The sequence below is a fragment of the Gaetbulibacter aquiaggeris genome, from assembly GCF_044003965.1.
GTDB classification, from domain to species: domain Bacteria; phylum Bacteroidota; class Bacteroidia; order Flavobacteriales; family Flavobacteriaceae; genus Yeosuana; species Yeosuana aquiaggeris.
In genome coordinates, this window is sequence record NZ_JBAWKC010000001.1 from 1,294,363 (window position 1) to 1,312,451 (window position 18,089).

At 32.3% G+C, this 18,089-nt stretch carries 16 protein-coding genes and 1 tRNA gene; 10 read left to right on the forward strand and 7 right to left on the reverse strand.

Annotation, left to right across the window (positions count from 1 at the left end; translation table 11 throughout):
- Positions 1-91 precede the first annotated feature (91 nt).
- The 3 genes from rpoB (at position 92) to V8G56_RS05605 (ending at position 8,650) form a co-directional block, all read left to right on the forward strand.
- Positions 92-3,904: a DNA-directed RNA polymerase subunit beta gene (gene rpoB, locus V8G56_RS05595; protein WP_395437439.1), complete on the forward strand. Its 3,813-nt coding sequence runs from the start codon at positions 92-94 to the stop codon at positions 3,902-3,904.
- A gap of 69 nt (positions 3,905-3,973) precedes the next feature.
- Positions 3,974-8,275, forward strand: a complete 4,302-nt coding sequence (gene rpoC, locus V8G56_RS05600) for a DNA-directed RNA polymerase subunit beta' (RefSeq protein WP_395437440.1) — start codon at positions 3,974-3,976, stop codon at positions 8,273-8,275.
- Positions 8,276-8,332: 57 nt separating this feature from the next.
- Positions 8,333-8,650 (forward strand): DUF3467 domain-containing protein, encoded by a 318-nt coding sequence (locus V8G56_RS05605; RefSeq protein WP_395437604.1) that lies wholly within the window; start codon positions 8,333-8,335, stop codon positions 8,648-8,650.
- Positions 8,651-8,712: 62 nt separating this feature from the next.
- On the opposite strand, the gene V8G56_RS05610 is transcribed toward V8G56_RS05605, so the two are convergent.
- Together V8G56_RS05610 and V8G56_RS05615 are read right to left on the reverse strand one after the other, a co-directional pair.
- Entirely contained in the window at positions 8,713-8,946 is a 234-nt protein-coding gene (locus tag V8G56_RS05610) for a (4Fe-4S)-binding protein (RefSeq protein ID WP_395437441.1), read from the reverse strand.
- Positions 8,947-9,074: 128 nt separating this feature from the next.
- Positions 9,075-10,661: a peptide chain release factor 3 gene (locus V8G56_RS05615; RefSeq protein WP_395437442.1), complete on the reverse strand. Its 1,587-nt coding sequence runs from the start codon at positions 10,659-10,661 to the stop codon at positions 9,075-9,077.
- 125 nt (positions 10,662-10,786) lie between these two features.
- On the opposite strand from V8G56_RS05615, the gene idi reads away from it, so the two are divergent.
- From idi to V8G56_RS05635, 4 genes are all read left to right on the forward strand, one after another.
- Positions 10,787-11,329 carry an isopentenyl-diphosphate Delta-isomerase gene (gene idi / locus V8G56_RS05620; RefSeq protein ID WP_395437443.1) on the forward strand — a complete coding sequence of 181 codons (543 nt, stop codon included), beginning with the start codon at positions 10,787-10,789 and terminating at the stop codon, positions 11,327-11,329.
- Positions 11,310-11,720, forward strand: coding sequence for a 6-pyruvoyl trahydropterin synthase family protein (locus V8G56_RS05625; protein ID WP_395437444.1), 411 nt, complete (start codon positions 11,310-11,312; stop codon positions 11,718-11,720). The genes idi and V8G56_RS05625 overlap by 20 nt, the downstream gene beginning before the upstream one ends.
- A gap of 121 nt (positions 11,721-11,841) precedes the next feature.
- The gene (locus V8G56_RS05630) at positions 11,842-12,111 is read left to right on the forward strand and encodes a hypothetical protein (protein ID WP_395437445.1); all 270 of its coding nucleotides are present in this window, start codon (positions 11,842-11,844) and stop codon (positions 12,109-12,111) included.
- Positions 12,112-12,172: 61 nt separating this feature from the next.
- Positions 12,173-12,246, forward strand: a tRNA-Thr gene (locus V8G56_RS05635).
- Positions 12,247-12,303: 57 nt separating this feature from the next.
- Here the strand turns inward: V8G56_RS05635 and V8G56_RS05640 are convergent.
- The 4 genes from V8G56_RS05640 to V8G56_RS05655 all read right to left on the reverse strand — a co-directional run bounded on the left by V8G56_RS05640 (position 12,304) and on the right by V8G56_RS05655 (position 15,857).
- The gene (locus V8G56_RS05640) at positions 12,304-13,008 is read right to left on the reverse strand and encodes a DUF4369 domain-containing protein (protein WP_395437446.1); all 705 of its coding nucleotides are present in this window, start codon (positions 13,006-13,008) and stop codon (positions 12,304-12,306) included.
- Between the two features lie 263 nt (positions 13,009-13,271).
- Positions 13,272-14,195, reverse strand: coding sequence for an alpha/beta hydrolase (locus tag V8G56_RS05645; protein ID WP_395437447.1), 924 nt, complete (start codon positions 14,193-14,195; stop codon positions 13,272-13,274).
- A gap of 703 nt (positions 14,196-14,898) precedes the next feature.
- Entirely contained in the window at positions 14,899-15,492 is a 594-nt protein-coding gene (locus V8G56_RS05650; protein WP_395437448.1) for an alpha-ketoglutarate-dependent dioxygenase AlkB family protein, read from the reverse strand.
- Positions 15,493-15,497: 5 nt separating this feature from the next.
- On the reverse strand, positions 15,498-15,857 hold the full coding sequence (locus V8G56_RS05655; RefSeq protein WP_395437449.1) for a DoxX family protein: 360 nt from the start codon (positions 15,855-15,857) through the stop codon (positions 15,498-15,500).
- 44 nt (positions 15,858-15,901) lie between these two features.
- On the opposite strand from V8G56_RS05655, the gene V8G56_RS05660 reads away from it, so the two are divergent.
- Entirely contained in the window at positions 15,902-16,567 is a 666-nt protein-coding gene (locus V8G56_RS05660; RefSeq protein ID WP_395437450.1) for a M15 family metallopeptidase, read from the forward strand.
- Between the two features lie 51 nt (positions 16,568-16,618).
- Here V8G56_RS05660 and V8G56_RS05665 read toward each other — a convergent pair whose 3' ends face one another.
- The gene (locus V8G56_RS05665) at positions 16,619-16,966 is read right to left on the reverse strand and encodes a DUF6249 domain-containing protein (RefSeq protein ID WP_395437451.1); all 348 of its coding nucleotides are present in this window, start codon (positions 16,964-16,966) and stop codon (positions 16,619-16,621) included.
- A 138-nt stretch (positions 16,967-17,104) separates the two neighbouring features.
- On the opposite strand from V8G56_RS05665, the gene V8G56_RS05670 reads away from it, so the two are divergent.
- Both V8G56_RS05670 and V8G56_RS05675 read left to right on the forward strand, forming a co-directional pair.
- Positions 17,105-17,686: an RNA polymerase sigma factor gene (locus tag V8G56_RS05670; RefSeq protein ID WP_331628378.1), complete on the forward strand. Its 582-nt coding sequence runs from the start codon at positions 17,105-17,107 to the stop codon at positions 17,684-17,686.
- Positions 17,676-18,089, forward strand: a complete 414-nt coding sequence (locus V8G56_RS05675) for a hypothetical protein (protein WP_395437452.1) — start codon at positions 17,676-17,678, stop codon at positions 18,087-18,089. The genes V8G56_RS05670 and V8G56_RS05675 overlap by 11 nt, the downstream gene beginning before the upstream one ends.

Consider the following 18,089-nt stretch of genomic DNA (forward strand, 5'->3'; position numbering starts at 1 on the left):
CTGAAGGTTAACTTCAAGACCTAGACCATTTTGCGTATATAATCATTAGATACGCTTTAAATATTTTTTTTAATCATAATTCCGTCCATTGATGTTATCAACACAAGCTGAAAGATTAAATTTCTCATCTATTGTAAATAGAACCGAATACCCAGATTTTCTGGATATTCAGATTAAATCCTTCCAGGATTTTTTCCAATTAGAAACAAAATCTGAAGAAAGAGGAGATGAAGGTCTGTATAATACCTTTATGGAAAACTTTCCTATTACAGATTCACGTAATCAATTCGTATTAGAATTTTTAGATTACTTTGTAGACCCACCAAGATATGCTATTGATGAGTGTATTGAAAGAGGACTTACATATAGCGTTCCGCTAAAGGCAAGGTTAAAATTGTATTGTACTGATCCTGAGCATGAGGATTTTGAAACCATTGTACAAGATGTGTATTTAGGTACAATTCCTTATATGACACCAAGTGGTACTTTTGTTATTAATGGTGCCGAGCGTGTTGTTGTATCACAATTGCATCGTTCACCAGGTGTTTTCTTTGGACAATCTTTCCATGCTAACGGAACAAAATTATATTCTGCTAGGGTAATTCCATTTAAGGGTTCTTGGATAGAATTTGCAACAGATATTAATCAGGTAATGTATGCTTACATTGATAGAAAGAAAAAGTTACCTGTTACAACATTGTTCAGAGCTATAGGTTTTGAACGTGATAAAGATATATTAGAGATTTTTGATCTTGCTGAAGAAGTAAAAGTATCAAAATCTGGATTAAAGAAAGTACTAGGTCGCAAGCTTGCTGCCCGTGTTCTTAACACATGGCATGAAGATTTCGTAGATGAAGATACAGGAGAAGTGGTTTCTATTGAGCGTAATGAAATCGTACTTGATCGTGACACGGTTCTTGATAAAGATAATGTTGAAGAAATTATAGAAGCTGATGTTCAGACGATTCTTTTACATAAAGAAAGTGCACAACAAGGGGATTATGCCATCATACATAATACCTTGCAAAAGGATCCAACAAATTCTGAAAAAGAGGCTGTTGAACATATTTATAGACAATTACGTAATGCTGAGCCACCAGATGAGGAAACAGCGCGTGGAATTATAGATAAATTATTCTTTAGTGATCAACGTTACTCTTTAGGTGAAGTTGGGCGTTACAGAATGAACAAAAAATTAGGTCTTGATATTGGAATGGATAAGCAAGTGCTTACCAAAGAAGATATCATCACCATTATTAAATATTTAATAGAGCTTATTAACTCTAAAGCAGAAATTGATGATATTGATCACTTATCAAACCGTCGTGTACGTACTGTTGGTGAACAATTATCTCAACAGTTTGGTGTAGGTTTAGCTCGTATGGCACGTACTATTCGTGAGCGTATGAACGTTCGTGATAACGAAGTGTTTACCCCTATAGATTTGATTAATGCTAAGACCTTGTCTTCAGTAATTAATTCATTTTTTGGTACTAACCAGTTATCTCAGTTTATGGATCAAACCAATCCATTGGCTGAAATCACGCACAAACGTCGTTTATCCGCCCTAGGACCTGGAGGTTTATCTAGAGAAAGAGCTGGGTTTGAGGTTCGTGACGTTCATTATACACATTACGGGCGTTTATGTCCAATTGAAACCCCAGAAGGACCGAACATTGGTTTGATTTCTTCACTTTCTGTATATGCAAAAGTGAATTCTATGGGATTCATTGAAACACCATACCGTCCTGTTACTAACGGCGTAGTTGATATTAAAAACACTCCTATATACTTAAGTGCTGAAGAAGAGGAAGGAAAATTAATCGCTCAAGCAACGGTTAAGGTTGATGATAATGGAAAAATATTGCATGAAAAGGTAATTGCACGAATGGAAGGAGATTTCCCGGTAATTGATCCGGCAAACCTTCATTTTACGGATGTAGCACCTAATCAAATTTCTTCTATATCGGCTTCATTAATTCCATTTTTGGAACATGATGATGCGAACAGAGCATTGATGGGATCAAACATGATGCGTCAAGCAGTGCCATTATTATTACCTCAAGCACCAATTGTTGGAACTGGATTAGAACGTCAAGTAGCTTCAGATTCAAGAGTATTAATAAATGCGGAAGGCGATGGTGTTGTGCAATACGTTGATGCTACTGAGATCATTATTAAGTACAATCGTACTGAAGATGAAGCGAAAGTAAGTTTTGACAGTGATGTTAAATCATATCCTCTTGTAAAGTTCAGAAAAACAAACCAAGGAACTAGTATCAACCTAAAACCAATTGTGGTAAAAGGTGATAAAGTGACTAAAGGTCAAGTGTTATGTGAAGGTTATGCAACTCAAAAAGGTGAGTTGGCATTAGGTAGAAACATGAAAGTAGCCTTTATGCCTTGGAAAGGGTATAACTTTGAAGATGCCATTGTGATTTCTGAAAAAGTGGTGAGAGAAGATATTTTCACATCTATTCATATTGATGAATATTCTTTAGAAGTAAGAGACACTAAGTTAGGTAATGAAGAATTAACCAATGATATTCCAAACGTTTCAGAAGAAGCGACAAAAGATTTGGATGAAAATGGTATGATTCGTATTGGAGCCGAAGTGAAACCTGGTGATATTCTTATTGGAAAAATTACTCCGAAGGGAGAAAGTGATCCAACTCCTGAAGAAAAATTATTGCGTGCCATTTTTGGTGATAAGGCTGGAGATGTTAAAGATGCGTCTTTAAAAGCTTCTCCATCATTAAATGGGGTTGTAATTGATAAAAAATTATTTGCTCGTGCCGTTAAAGATAAGCGTAAGAGAGCTCAGGATAAGGATGATATCGCACAACTTGAGGCGATCTATGATGCTAAATTTGAAGAATTAAAGAATGTTTTAATTGACAAATTATTCAATATTGTAAATGGAAAAACAGCTCAAGGTATTTATAATGATTTAGGTGAAGAGGTATTACCAAAAGGTAAAAAGTTCACACTTAAAATGTTAAATGCTGTCGATGATTATGCGCATTTGGTATCTGGAAAATGGACTACAGATGATCATACAAACGACTTAGTAGCTGACTTGATCCATAATTATAAAATTAAAGAAAACGATTTACAAGGATCTTTAAGACGTGAGAAGTTTACTATTTCTGTTGGTGATGAATTACCTGCTGGAATTATCAAACTAGCTAAAGTTTATATTGCGAAGAAACGTAAACTTAAAGTAGGTGATAAAATGGCTGGACGTCACGGAAACAAGGGTATTGTAGCACGTATTGTTCGTCAAGAAGATATGCCTTTCTTAGAAGATGGAACGCCTGTTGATATTGTATTAAATCCACTTGGTGTACCATCTCGTATGAACATTGGACAGATTTATGAAACCGTATTAGGTTGGGCTGGTCAAAAATTAGGTCGCACTTATGCAACCCCTATTTTTGATGGAGCAACCATTGATCAAATTAATGGTTTTACAGATGAAGCTGGCATTCCTAGATATGGTCATACGTATTTATACGATGGTGGTACTGGAGATCGTTTTGATCAACCAGCAACTGTTGGGGTTATCTATATGTTGAAATTAGGACATATGGTTGATGATAAAATGCATGCACGTTCAATTGGACCTTACTCATTAATCACACAGCAACCTCTTGGTGGTAAAGCACAATTTGGTGGTCAACGTTTTGGTGAGATGGAGGTTTGGGCACTTGAAGCCTATGGAGCTTCTTCAACATTACGTGAAATCTTAACAGTAAAATCTGATGATGTTATTGGTAGAGCTAAAACGTATGAAGCTATTGTTAAAGGAGAACCAATGCCAGAACCTGGACTACCAGAATCTTTCAATGTATTAATGCATGAATTGAAAGGACTTGGATTAGACATAAGATTAGAGGAATAATACATTGCACATCACTTTTTTTAAGTGATGTGCTAACAGTTTACAAATAATTCGATATCACCATATATTATGGCAAGAAAACAAGATAAGAATACAGTACAGAGATTTAATAAAATCTCCATTGGTTTAGCATCACCAGAATCTATTTTAGCAGAATCTAAAGGGGAGGTGTTAAAGCCAGAAACTATCAATTATCGAACTCACAAACCAGAGAGAGATGGTTTGTTCTGCGAACGTATTTTTGGTCCTGTGAAAGACTACGAATGTGCTTGTGGGAAATATAAAAGAATTCGCTACAAAGGTATTGTTTGTGACCGTTGTGGTGTTGAAGTCACTGAAAAGAAAGTACGTCGTGATAGAGTAGGACACATCAATTTGGTGGTGCCAATTGCGCATATCTGGTACTTCCGTTCTTTACCAAATAAAATAGGCTATTTATTAGGATTACCTTCTAAGAAATTAGATATGATAATCTACTACGAAAGATATGTAGTTATTCAGCCAGGTAATGCTAAAAACGTAGATGGAGAGCCATTGCAACAAATGGATTTCTTAACAGAAGAGGAGTATTTAAATATCCTTGAGACACTTCCGCAAGAAAATCAATATTTAGATGATAATGATCCAAACAAGTTCCTTGCAAAAATGGGAGCTGAATGTTTGATTGAATTATTATCAAGAATTGATTTAGAAGCCTTGTCTTATGAATTACGTCATAAAGCGAATACAGAAACGTCTAAACAGCGTAAAACAGAGGCATTAAAACGTTTACAAGTTGTCGAATCATTACGTGAATCTAATCAAAATAGAGAAAATCGTCCAGAATGGATGATTATGAAAGTGATTCCGGTAATTCCACCAGAATTACGTCCGTTAGTGCCTTTAGATGGTGGTCGTTTTGCAACGTCAGATTTAAATGACCTATATCGTAGAGTAATTATTAGAAACAACCGTTTGAAAAGATTGGTTGAAATTAAGGCTCCTGAAGTTATTTTACGTAATGAAAAACGTATGCTTCAAGAATCGGTGGATTCATTATTTGACAATACACGTAAATCATCTGCTGTTAAAACAGATTCAAACAGACCACTAAAATCTTTGTCTGATTCCTTAAAAGGGAAACAAGGACGTTTCCGTCAAAACTTATTAGGAAAGCGTGTTGATTATTCTGCACGTTCAGTAATTGTCGTTGGACCAGAATTAAAATTGTTTGAGTGTGGTTTACCAAAAAATATGGCTGCAGAACTTTACAAACCTTTTGTAATTAGAAAATTAATTGAAAGAGGTATTGTAAAAACAGTAAAATCAGCTAAAAAAATCATTGATAAAAGAGAGCCTGTAGTGTGGGACATATTGGAAAATGTTTTAAAAGGACATCCAGTATTGCTAAACCGTGCTCCTACATTACATAGATTAGGTATTCAGGCATTCCAACCAAAATTAATTGAAGGAAAAGCGATTCAATTACACCCATTAGTGTGTACTGCATTTAACGCGGATTTTGATGGTGACCAGATGGCGGTACATTTACCATTAGGGCCAGAAGCTATTTTAGAATGTCAATTATTAATGTTGGCTTCTCATAACATCTTAAACCCTGCAAACGGATCACCGGTTACTGTGCCTTCTCAAGACATGGTTCTTGGATTATATTATATGACCAAAGAACGTAAATCAACTCCGGAAGCACCTGTAAAAGGGGAAGGTCTTACGTTTTATGCTCCAGAAGAAGTAGAGATTGCTTTTAATGAAAAGAAAGTTGATTTAAATGCTTCTATTAGAGTTAGAACCTTAGATATTAATGCCGACGGAAAACTTGCTCCAACAATTATCAATACAACTGTTGGACGTGTGTTATTTAACCAAAAGGTTCCTGTTGCAGCTGGATATATTAATGCAGTTCTTACTAAAAAATCTTTAAGAGATATTATTGGTAATATTTTAAAATATACTTCAGTTCCTGAAACGGCTGAATTTTTGGATGAAATCAGAACCTTAGGATTCAAATTTGCATTCCAAGGGGGATTATCTTTTAGTTTAGGTGATATTATTATACCACCAGAAAAGCCTGACATGATTGCTGCTGCGAATAAGCAGGTAGATGGCATTATGGCTAACTATAACATGGGACTTATAACTAATAACGAACGTTATAATCAGGTTATTGATATCTGGACTTCTACAAACGCTGCATTGACTGAATTGTCAATGAAACGTATTCGTGAAGACCAGCAAGGGTTTAACTCAGTTTATATGATGCTTGATTCTGGGGCTCGTGGATCTAAAGAACAGATTCGTCAGCTTACAGGTATGCGTGGATTAATGGCTAAACCTAAAAAGTCAAATGCAGGTGGTGGTGAAATTATTGAAAACCCAATTCTTTCTAACTTTAAGGAAGGACTTTCAATTTTAGAATACTTTATTTCTACTCACGGTGCTCGTAAAGGTCTTGCCGATACAGCGCTTAAAACTGCCGATGCAGGTTATTTAACCCGTCGTCTGGTTGATGTTTCTCAAGATGTTATTATTAATACAGAAGACTGTGGAACATTAAGAGGTGTTGAAGTTGAAGCATTAAAGAAAAATGATGAAATTGTTGAAACTCTTGAAGAAAGAATTGTTGGACGTGTAGCATTGAATGATGTATATAGCCCAATTACAGAAGAGTTACTGGTATCATCTGGACAATTAATTGAAGATGACATTGCAAAAGCAATTGAAGAATCGCCAATTGAAAGTTTAGAAGTACGTTCTGCATTAACTTGTGAAGCTTTAAAAGGTATTTGTGCTAAATGTTACGGACGTAATTTGGCAACCGGTAAAATGGTTCAACGAGGAGAAGCTGTGGGTGTAGTAGCTGCACAGTCTATTGGAGAGCCAGGTACTCAGTTAACACTTCGTACTTTCCACGTGGGAGGTATTGCAGGAAACATATCAGAAGAGAATAAATTAGCAGTTAAATTTAATGGTATAGCTGAAATTGAAGATCTTAAAACTGTTAAAGGTGAAGATAGTGAAGGAAAATCTATAGATATTGTAATTTCTCGTACTTCTGAGTTAAAACTTGTCGATAAAAAATCTGGAATTACTTTAAGTACAAATAACATTCCTTACGGTTCAACAGTATTTGTGAAAAATGGTGATGAGTTGAGTAAAGGAGATGTGGTTTGTTCATGGGATCCATATAACGGTGTCATCATTTCTGAATTTGCTGGTAAAGTTTCTTATGAGAATATTGAGCAGGGGATGACTTTCCAAGTTGAAATTGATGAACAAACAGGTTTCCAAGAAAAGGTAATATCTGAATCAAGAAATAAAAGATTAATACCAACGCTTCATATCGAAGATGGTAAAGGAAATGTTCTAAGATCTTATAACTTACCAGTTGGTGCCCATTTAATGATTGAGGATGGTGAGAAAATTAAAGTAGGTAAGATTTTAGTTAAGATTCCACGTAAGTCAGCTAAATCTGGTGATATTACTGGAGGTTTACCACGTGTAACTGAATTGTTTGAAGCACGTAATCCTTCTAATCCAGCTGTTGTAAGTGAAATTGATGGTGTTATTTCTTTTGGTAAAATTAAGAGAGGTAACCGTGAGATTGTTGTAGAATCTAAGTTAGGTGAAGTTAAAAAATACTTAGTTAAATTATCTAGTCAGATTCTTGTTCAAGAGAATGATTATGTAAAAGCTGGTATGCCTCTTTCTGATGGTTCAATAACTCCCGACGATATTTTAAATATTAAAGGGCCTTCTGCAGTGCAACAATACTTGGTAAATGAAGTACAAGAAGTATATCGTTTACAAGGTGTGAAAATTAATGACAAGCATTTTGAAGTTGTTGTTAGACAGATGATGCGTAAAGTTAGAATTATTGATTCTGGTGATACATTATTCTTAGAAGATCAATTAGTTCATAAATCAGATTTCATTGAACAAAATGATGAAATATTTGGATTAAAAGTGGTTGAAGATTCTGGTGATTCTGTTACTGTGAAAGCAGGGCAGATTCTTAATGCACGACAGTTAAGAGATGAGAACTCTATTTTACTTAGAGAAGATAAGAAACTTATAGTAGCTAGAGATGCGAAGCCTGCAACTGCAACACCAATATTGCAGGGTATTACTAGAGCGTCACTTCAAACTAAATCCTTTATTTCAGCGGCCTCTTTCCAAGAGACCACAAAAGTTCTTAACGAAGCTGCTGTTGCTGGAAAAATTGATGATCTAGAAGGACTTAAAGAAAATGTAATTGTTGGTCATAGAATACCTGCCGGAACCGGTATGCGTAAATACACCAATATTATAGTAGGTTCTAAAGAAGAGTTTGATGAAATGATGCAAGCTAGAAAAGAAGTAAATTATAATTAAAAAAAAGAAAAGGATTTCCATATGGAAATCCTTTTCTTTTTACTAATATTTAGTATCATGGCAGAAGATAAAAATACACCAAAACAAGGCCAAATTAATATTGAGTTAGATGAAAAAGTAGCTGAAGGAACGTATTCTAATTTAGCTATAATTAATCATTCGGTATCTGAGTTTGTTGTTGATTTTGTAAATATTATGCCAGGGGTTCCAAAAAATAAAGTGAAGTCTAGAATAATTTTAACTCCGCAGCATGCTAAGCGACTGCTTAAAGCTTTGGGAGAGAATATTGCAAGATTTGAAAATGCTCATGGGGAAATTAAAGATTATGAGCAACCACCAATCCCACTAAATTTTGGACCAGCCGGACAAGCTTAAATAAAAAAGCCCTTTGAAAATCACAAAGGGCTTTTTTGTTAAAATACTCTTTAATAGAAAAATTAGCTTGCCTTTTTAGTGTTGTTTTTAAAATATTTTAAAGCTCCTGAAGGACATTTTTTTATCTGATCTATAACAGTATTAGTTTCTGCATAATCAAGATTTATCCAAGGAATAATGGAAGTTCTAAAAACACTAGATAATTCTTTTGCACATTTTTCTGCGTGAATGCAAATGCTAGGTTTGTAAGTTACAGTTATGTCATTATTACTGAATTCATTAGTATAAAAATCCATAGGCGTTCATATTTGGGGTTATGAATTATTAAAATCATAAAATACATCTACTAAAATGTATAATTGACATTAATACGCTCTAAATATTATCAATAGTTTAAAAAAATAAAAATAATTTCGTTAATATGCTAAAATTCTGAGGTAAAATGAAATTTTATACTTGGATATTTCTGTTGAGTCATTTGTAGTGAAAAAGCAGAATCTGCCAAAAAGACTAATTGATTTTGTTTGTCCTTAGCTAAGTAGCGTTGTTTTACTCTTACAAACTCTTTATATTCTTCACTTTTTGATTCCTTAGGATCAACCCAACAGGCTTTATAAACATTTAAATTTTCATAAGTACATTTAGCACCATACTCATGTTCTAATCTATACTGAATTACTTCATATTGCAGTGCTCCAACAGTACCTATAACTTTTCTTCCGTTAAGTTCTAGTGTAAATAATTGGGCTACTCCTTCATCCATTAATTGATCGATCCCTTTAAATAGTTGTTTTGATTTTAAAGGGTCTGCATTGTTAATATATCTAAAATGTTCCGGAGAAAAGCTAGGAACCCCTTTATAATTAATAACTTCACCTTCCGTTAAAGTGTCACCAATTTTAAAATTGCCGGTGTCATGTAAGCCAACGATATCGCCGGCATATGAAATATCTACAATTTCTTTTTTCTCAGCAAAAAAGGCATTAGGGCTTGAAAATTTTAATTTTTTCCCTTGCCTTACATGCAGGTACGGGGTATTTCTTTTAAATACTCCAGAAACAATTTTCACAAAAGCTAAACGGTCTCTGTGATTTGGATCCATATTAGCATGGATTTTAAAAACAAAACCAGTAAACTTATCTTCATCTGGTTTTATTAACCGTTCTTCACTTTGTTTAGGTCTAGGTTTTGGAGCAATTTCAACAAAACAGTCTAATAGTTCACGTACGCCAAAATTATTTAAGGCTGAACCAAAAAACACAGGTTGTAAATGGCCATTTAAATATTCTTGCTTATCAAATTCAGGATAAATACCATGAACCAATTCCAGATTTTCACGTAAAGTAATGGCTGCCTTATCACCTATAATTTTATTTAATTGGGGAGATTCTAAGTCTGAAATTTCAATGGTTTCTTCAATATTCTTTCTGCTGTCTCCACTAAATAAATTGATGTTCTTTTCCCAAATATTGTATATACCCTTAAAATCGTATCCCATTCCAATAGGAAAACTTAAAGGAACTACTTTAAGACCTAATTTTTGTTCAACTTCATCTAATAAATCAAAGGCATCCTTACCTTCTCTATCCATTTTGTTAATAAAAATGATAATAGGGATGTTGCGCATTCTGCAGACTTCAACAAGCTTTTCTGTTTGTTCTTCAACTCCTTTTGCAACATCAATAACTACAATAACGCTATCAACAGCAGTAAGCGTTCTAAAAGTGTCTTCAGCAAAATCTTTGTGACCAGGGGTGTCTAAAATATTAATTTTGATGCCATCATATTCAAAAGCTAATACCGAAGTAGCGACCGAAATTCCACGTTGCCGTTCAATCTCCATGAAATCACTAGTAGCACCTTTTTTTATTTTATTGCTTTTTACAGCACCAGCTTCCTGAATGGCACCACCAAAAAGTAGAAGCTTTTCAGTTAAAGTTGTTTTACCAGCATCAGGATGGGATATAATTCCAAATGTACGTCGTCTATTTATTTCTTTAATAAAACTCATATTCTTAATTGCAAATCGGTTGCAAAGATACTATTATTAACGTCAATAAGAATAATTGATAATACTGCTTTTTAAATTTATCATAAGATTGATGATTTTATAAATTAACTTGGTATTTTTACACTATGACAGAAGAAAATGTAATTTTAGTTAACGAAAAAGATGAACAAATTGGGTTAATGCCTAAAATGGAAGCTCACGTAAAAGGGGTATTACACAGGGCTTTTTCAGTTTTTGTTTTTAATGATGATAATGAGCTCATGTTACAACAACGGGCATTAGATAAATACCATTCTCCAGGGCTTTGGACCAATACTTGTTGCAGTCACCAGCGTGCTGGAGAAACTAATATTCAAGCAGGGAAGAGAAGATTACAAGAGGAAATGGGGTTTGTTGTTGATTTGCAAGAATCCATTTCATTTATTTATAAAGCTCCATTTGAAAATGGTTTAACAGAGCATGAATATGACCATATATTGATCGGTAAATATAATGATACACCAAATATTAATATGTCAGAAGTGGCCAACTGGAAATGGATGCCTTTGGAAGCAGTTAAAGAAGATATGATTTTGCATCCACATTTGTACACGGAATGGTTTAAGATTATTTTTGAAAAGTTTTATCAACATATAAATATTCTAGACAATGAAGGTAACCGTAAGTAGAAGAGCCCATTTTAATGCGGCCCATAGATTGTATAGAAAGGACTGGAGTTTTGAAAAAAATGACGAAATTTTCGGGTTATGCAATAATCCAAATTATCATGGTCATAATTATGAGTTAATTGCCAGTGTTACAGGTGATATTGACCAAGAAACAGGTTATGTGATTGATGTGAAAATTTTAAAAGATATTATAAAGGCTGAGGTTGAAGATGCCTTTGATCATAAAAATCTGAATCTAGATGTTGCTGAATTTAAAGATTTAAATCCAACAGCTGAGAACATAGTTGTTATTATATATAATAAGATTAAAGCCAAGTTAGATACTAAATTTGATCTGGAGGTGGTTCTTTATGAAACACCTCGCAATTTTGTGACCTATTCAGGTAAATAGCTTTATTACCTGCGAAAATTGAGCTTTATATCATTGATTAATTCAATATTTAAATTAGTTATAAAATTCTATATCTATTAGAAGTTTATGTGTAATTTTGCATGAAATAAAAATTTTATATATGGCAAATGTTAGAGACCTAAAAAAAGACATTAATTATGTTTTAGGTGATATTATTGAAGCGGTTTATGTTTGGGAATTGACAAACGCAAGCAAAGAAACCAAAAAGAGTCAGGCTATTATTGATGAAGCTATTAGCACTTTTGATGGATTAATTGCAAAGATCAATGATAAGAAAGTTGAAAACAAAAAAGCTCACTTTAAAGCAATAAGTGCTGAGCTGGAAGATAAGGGGAGAGCTCTTATTGAAAAAATCAATACACTAGGATAATTATTTTAACGGAGTTATTGCAAATTTAAATTTTGCGATTATATTTGCATCCGTTAAATACGCCGATGTAGCTCAGCTGGCTAGAGCAGCTGATTTGTAATCAGCAGGTCGTGGGTTCGAGTCCCTCTATCGGCTCTAAATAAAAAGGACCATTCAATTGAATGGTCCTTTTATTTTAACAGTATTTAAAAATTACTTTTCAGCATTTCCCTTTTTAATATTATCTACAAATAATTGTAATTCTTTTCCGTATTTTGAATTTTTAACCTCTGGTGTTAAAGAAGTGTTGATGGTGTCCAAATATTTAATTTGAGCATTGTAAATTTCTGTAAGAGCAAGATATGGTGCTACTTCACTATCCTTATTATTAAGGGCGAAATTTACAGTATATAAATATTTTCGTTTTAAAAGATTATCAAATTCTTTTTGAATGCTATTAAATCTAGAAGTATCACCATCTTTTTGGGCTTCAAAATTTTCTTTGATAAGATTAAGGTTTTTCTCATTAAAACGAGACATCATTAATTGGTATTCCTCGAGCGTTTTTTGTTGTTTGGAACCATTTATTTTGGCATCAAACACAAAGTTTTTCAAAGTCGTATTAATTTCAGTTATTCCTTTGTCAGCAAAAAAACTGATTCTGTCATTTTCGTCACTGTTTTTGTCTAGGTATAAAAAGAAGACCTCAGGTGATTCTAAATCACTGTATAATTCAAATTCTGAATTACCATTTATTACAATGGAGTCTACAGTTACTAACATTGTATCCTGAACTTTTTTTAGATAAACAATTCCTTTTTTTAATCCTTTTATCTTAGCTTTAACTGTCAAATCGTGTACTTCATTTGAACAGGATAGAAATAATAGTGTTAAGATTAAAGGCAGTAACTTTTTCATGAATTCTGTGATTTATTTTGAATCGCAAATATCTTATAAATATGCTATAATTACTAATGTCTTTTAACTATTTATTCACATTTTCTTTCCAAAATAAAATGTAATTTTAATATGTTTGGCATAGAGATTGTCATACTTATATTAATTACATTCAATTTGTAAAAAAAGGTTTATTGAGTGGTTACTTTAAACTTTAGAATTGTAATTATATTTTTGGTTGGTTAGTAAGAAAGCACCCTGTAAAGGGTGCTTTTTTTGTGCTTTTATTTAACAAATCTTAATAGGGCTTCCATAAGTTGAGGAGCAGTTTTTCTAAATGACTCATTATAAGATTTTGAGTTTTCAATATTATCACCTTCAATAGTTACTAAAACATGATTCATATTATCAATTAATTCTAAACTAGAGCTGGGTACGGCCTCATGTAATAGTTGTGCTTCTTTGGGCTCAACTTGCAAATCTTTTGTACCATTAATTATTAAAATAGGCATTTGAAGTTTTTTTATTTCTTCTTGTGGATTGTATTGCATCCAATTCATCATAAAGGATTGAATATCCTTATTAAATACAGAGGCTAATTCTATCGGGTAATTATCTGTCTTTTTGCCTTTCCTTAAATAGTCGAACACACTTTCAGCCTCTTTTGAAAGGCTTGGGTAGGTTTTAGCTATTTGCTCTATAACTATATTATCTATGGATTGAGCCGCTCCTGCAAGAGAAATAAAACCATCTGCCCGTCCTTGAGCAGCAAGCATCCCAACCAGGCTACCTTGGCTATGACCTAGTATGAAAATATGATTAAATGAATTAGGCTTTTTAAAATAGGTTAAAACTGATATGGCATCCGTTACAAAATCATCAAACAAAATATTACGGTCTATATTTCCCTGCTTAATTTGTTTTACAATCCGTTTATCATATCTAAACGTAGCAATGTTATTAGAGGAAAGTCCTTCGGCCAGATTTTTTAGAGAGTTATTCTTTAAAAAACTTTGGTTACCATTTCTATCTGTTGGTCCGGAGCCACCTATAATGATTACTAAATTTGGTTTTTCTTCATTATTTGGAATTAAGAGTGTTCCGTCAATTAAATTATTAATTGCAATCTGTTGAGTTATAAAATTAGTGTTTTGTGAAAATGTTTTTAAAAAGCAAAAAAGTGTAAAAATTAAAATTCTATTTTTCATTTTTGTTTTGACTTAGGATTTTGGGTTTAGGTGTATAAACATTGGAACTATCAGTTTTAGTATTTGTAGAAGTAAAAATATACTAAAATTTAAGATAATTTATAAAGAATTTTGAATATTATATTTAATGAAAAAACATGTATTTCGTCGATTATAAACTATATTTAAACGATAATTGTTAAAAAAAGTGGTATTACATCGAAAAAATATACATTTAAACGGTTAAATTGAAATATAATTTTACTTTTGATCTGTACTAAATAACATACTTTTTAGTTCAATGGATTAATTAATTAATATTTGCATTATGTTGTAGATGAAGTAACCCTAAATCTATCTTCGTAATAAGAAAAAGCAAATTGAGAAAAAACCGAGATTGAGGGATCTCGGTTTTTTTATGTCCAAAATATAGGTTTATGTATCTGGTTTCTTATAAAGGTTCTTCCAGAAGAAAAATAGTATATTTTCATACGATTTCTTTTAAATGTTAAAAAAAAATGCATTACAACGAAAAAAATAACATTTAAACGTTTAAAATAAAAAATAGATTTATATTTGATCTGTACTAAATAACATACTTTTTAGTTCAATGGATTAATTAATTAATATTTGCGTTTTGTTGTAGTTATAGCGACCCTAAATCTATCTTCAAAATAAAAAAGCAAATTGACAGAAAACCAAGATTGAGGGATCTTGGTTTTTTTTATGTAATAATTCTAAAAGTCAAATTAATGCGTTCCCCTATATCTTTATTGGTTTTTGGTAATTGGTGCAGCCAATATTTCTGTGTACTGCCTTTCATGACAAGTAAACTGCCATTTTGTAAAATTATTTTGGCTTTATGATTTGATTCATTTTTATGCTTAAGATGGAATATACGTTCAATGCCAAATGTTACTGAAGCAATAATAGGGTGTTGTCCTAATTCTTTTTCATCATCGGCGTGCCATCCGTTACTGTCTTGTCCGTTTCTATAGAGGTTAGCTAAACAACTAGTAAAGCTTACATCAAGCAACTTTTCTATAGTTTCTTTTATTTGTGCTAATTCTTGATTAAATGTTTTTGGATACATGATAATATTTGAATAGGAATATGGCAAATTATTATTGGCATATAGAGCTGTTAGTCGTGGCTGTAAATGAGTCTTTCCAAAGAGAGTGATAGTATCTTGTTGCCATTCAATATTTTTTAGAAGTGTTTTGAAATAATAATTTGATAATTCTGAATTAAAAAAATTAGGATAGTAAACGACATCAGCATCTTTTAAATTTAAGTTGATAGGTTCTTTAAAAAGCATGCCAATTACAATTTTAAATACCAATAGGCCCAATAAATCAATCCAAACTGAATAGGTATTCTTATTATTAAAATCCATAGAGGGATTCCAGCTGATGCTTTTTTACCGGACAGCATATATACATGAACCAACAAAAAAACAATTAACATGGTTATGATACCATAAATAGAAGCATTTTTCAGCGAAGGAATACAAACACTGATACCTAACGCTATTTCAAAAAGACCACTTAAATCAATCAAAACTTTATGGTAAGGAAGGTATTTTGGCATAATTCTAAGATATATTTTAGGGTTTATAAAATGATTAATTCCCGCAACTATATATATTAATGCCATGAAGTATAAATGCCAAGGATAGGCCATAACTAAAAATTAATTTTTCTAATTTAGCATAAATTGCAACGTTTATGAAATCTAAATTATTTTTCATATTATTTTTGGTTGGATTCTCTTGTTTTTCACAATTACCAGAAGGGTTTATTAGTGTTGAAAAGGTGATTCCAGATATAACTGTAGAATTAAGATATAACACCTCAAATAATTTTGTTGGTTCACCAATAGATGGCTATCAGGCTAATAAACTTATCTTAACAAATGAAGCGGCTGATGCCTTAAAACAAGTGCAAGAAGAATTAGAAAATCAAAATTTATGCTTAAAAGTTTATGATGGGTATCGACCTCAGCGTGCCGTAAATCATTTTATGCGTTGGGCTCGGAATTTAAATGACACTATTAACAAAAAAATATTTTATCCAAACGTAGATAAAAAAAACTTGTTTATGGAATCATATATAGCGAGCCGATCTGGACATAGTCGAGGTAGTACTTTAGATTTAACTATTATTGATGGCAATACGGGTGAGGCTTTAGATATGGGTAGTCCTTATGATTTTTTTGGAGTAGAGTCCTGGGTCTATTTTGATGGTATTACACTTAAACAAAAGGAAAACAGGGAGTTGTTACAAAAAGTCATGTTAAAATATGGTTTTAGAAATTACCCAAAGGAATGGTGGCATTTTACTTTAATACAGGAACCATTTCCTGATACTTATTTTGATTTTGTTATTGAATAAAAAAACTGCTTTTGATACAAAAGCAGTTTTTAGTTTTACCTTAATATTTGATTAGTTCTTTTTATCAAGATTTTTGGTCATCGTAAAGCCCACAAATAAACCTATTCCTGACATTAGAAATATGGTTCCTGGATAAGCTACGTCTTCATCAACACCCATATTGTAATGCAATATTGAAGCAATAAATACTCCGAGTCCAATTGCCATTAATAATAAGGCTAAATTCAATAAGAGTATTTTCCAGATTGGAGACGCATTACTTCTGTCTCTCATAAAAATACTGGCATCCGCACCTTTTTCAATGAGAGCTAAACGTTCTTTGTTTCTTGTAGATAAGTATAAATATACGATTCCGAAAATTGCAAGGAACATGCTGATTGGGATTAAAATTTCTTCCATAATTGTTTGTTTTTAATTGATTATATTTAATGTGTTCATAGCTTATGACGACGCCTTTTTAAATTAGGTTACACGTTTAATTAAATTTTTTTTAAATGTGATGTAACCTAAAACTATTTATTATCGTCTTACTTTCAAATGACCACCAACGACGACATACATTATATCAATTTAATTATTGAAGGCAACTCAAATGCATTTAACATTTTAGTTGACCGTTATAAGGATTTGGTATTTTCATTAGCGTTGAAAATGGTTAAGAATAGGGAAGAAGCAGAGGAAGTTGCACAAGATACTTTTATAAAAGTATTTAAATCATTAAGTCAATTTAAAGGCGATTCTAAATTTTCAACATGGATTTATAAAGTGACTTATAACACCTGTTTGGATAGATTGAAAAAAACAAAAAGGGAACAGCAAGTGGTTTCAATTGATGATTTTAATACAAATCAAATAAAAAGTATTGATAATGCCCTAGACAAGATGGAAGATGAAGAGCGTGAAAAGGCTATTCAAGATTGTATTAATCTATTACCAAGTGATGATGCTTTTTTGTTAACCTTATTTTATTTTGAGGAACAATCTTTAGAGGAAATTGCCAAAGTAATAGGATTAACAGCAAATAATGTAAAAGTGAAGCTCTTTAGAAGCAGAAAAAAGTTGACCACTATTTTAAGGGAGCGATTAGAACCAGAAATAATTGAATATTATGAAAGCTAAAGCAGATAAAGAAATAGAGAAATTGATAGATAAAATGATGAAGGAAACCACTTTAGAATCCCCTTCATTAGATTTTACTTCTCAAGTAATGTCTCAGGTTTTAAAGATTAAAACTAATAAGGTAACGGTTTATAAACCGCTGATTTCAAAATGGATCTGGTATGGCATTTTAATTAGTATGTTGGGGTTAATAACCTATCTGTCATTTAATGATTCAACAGTATCTGGTGGTTTATTTGAAAAATATAATTTTGGAACTTTGCCAAAGTTTAGGATGTCTAACATTTTCTCTGGTTTGCATTTTTCGCGAACTACTTTATATGCCTGTATATTATTAACTGTTATGCTTTTTATTCAAATTCCTATTTTAAAACATCATATGGGTAAACGTTTGGAATTATAG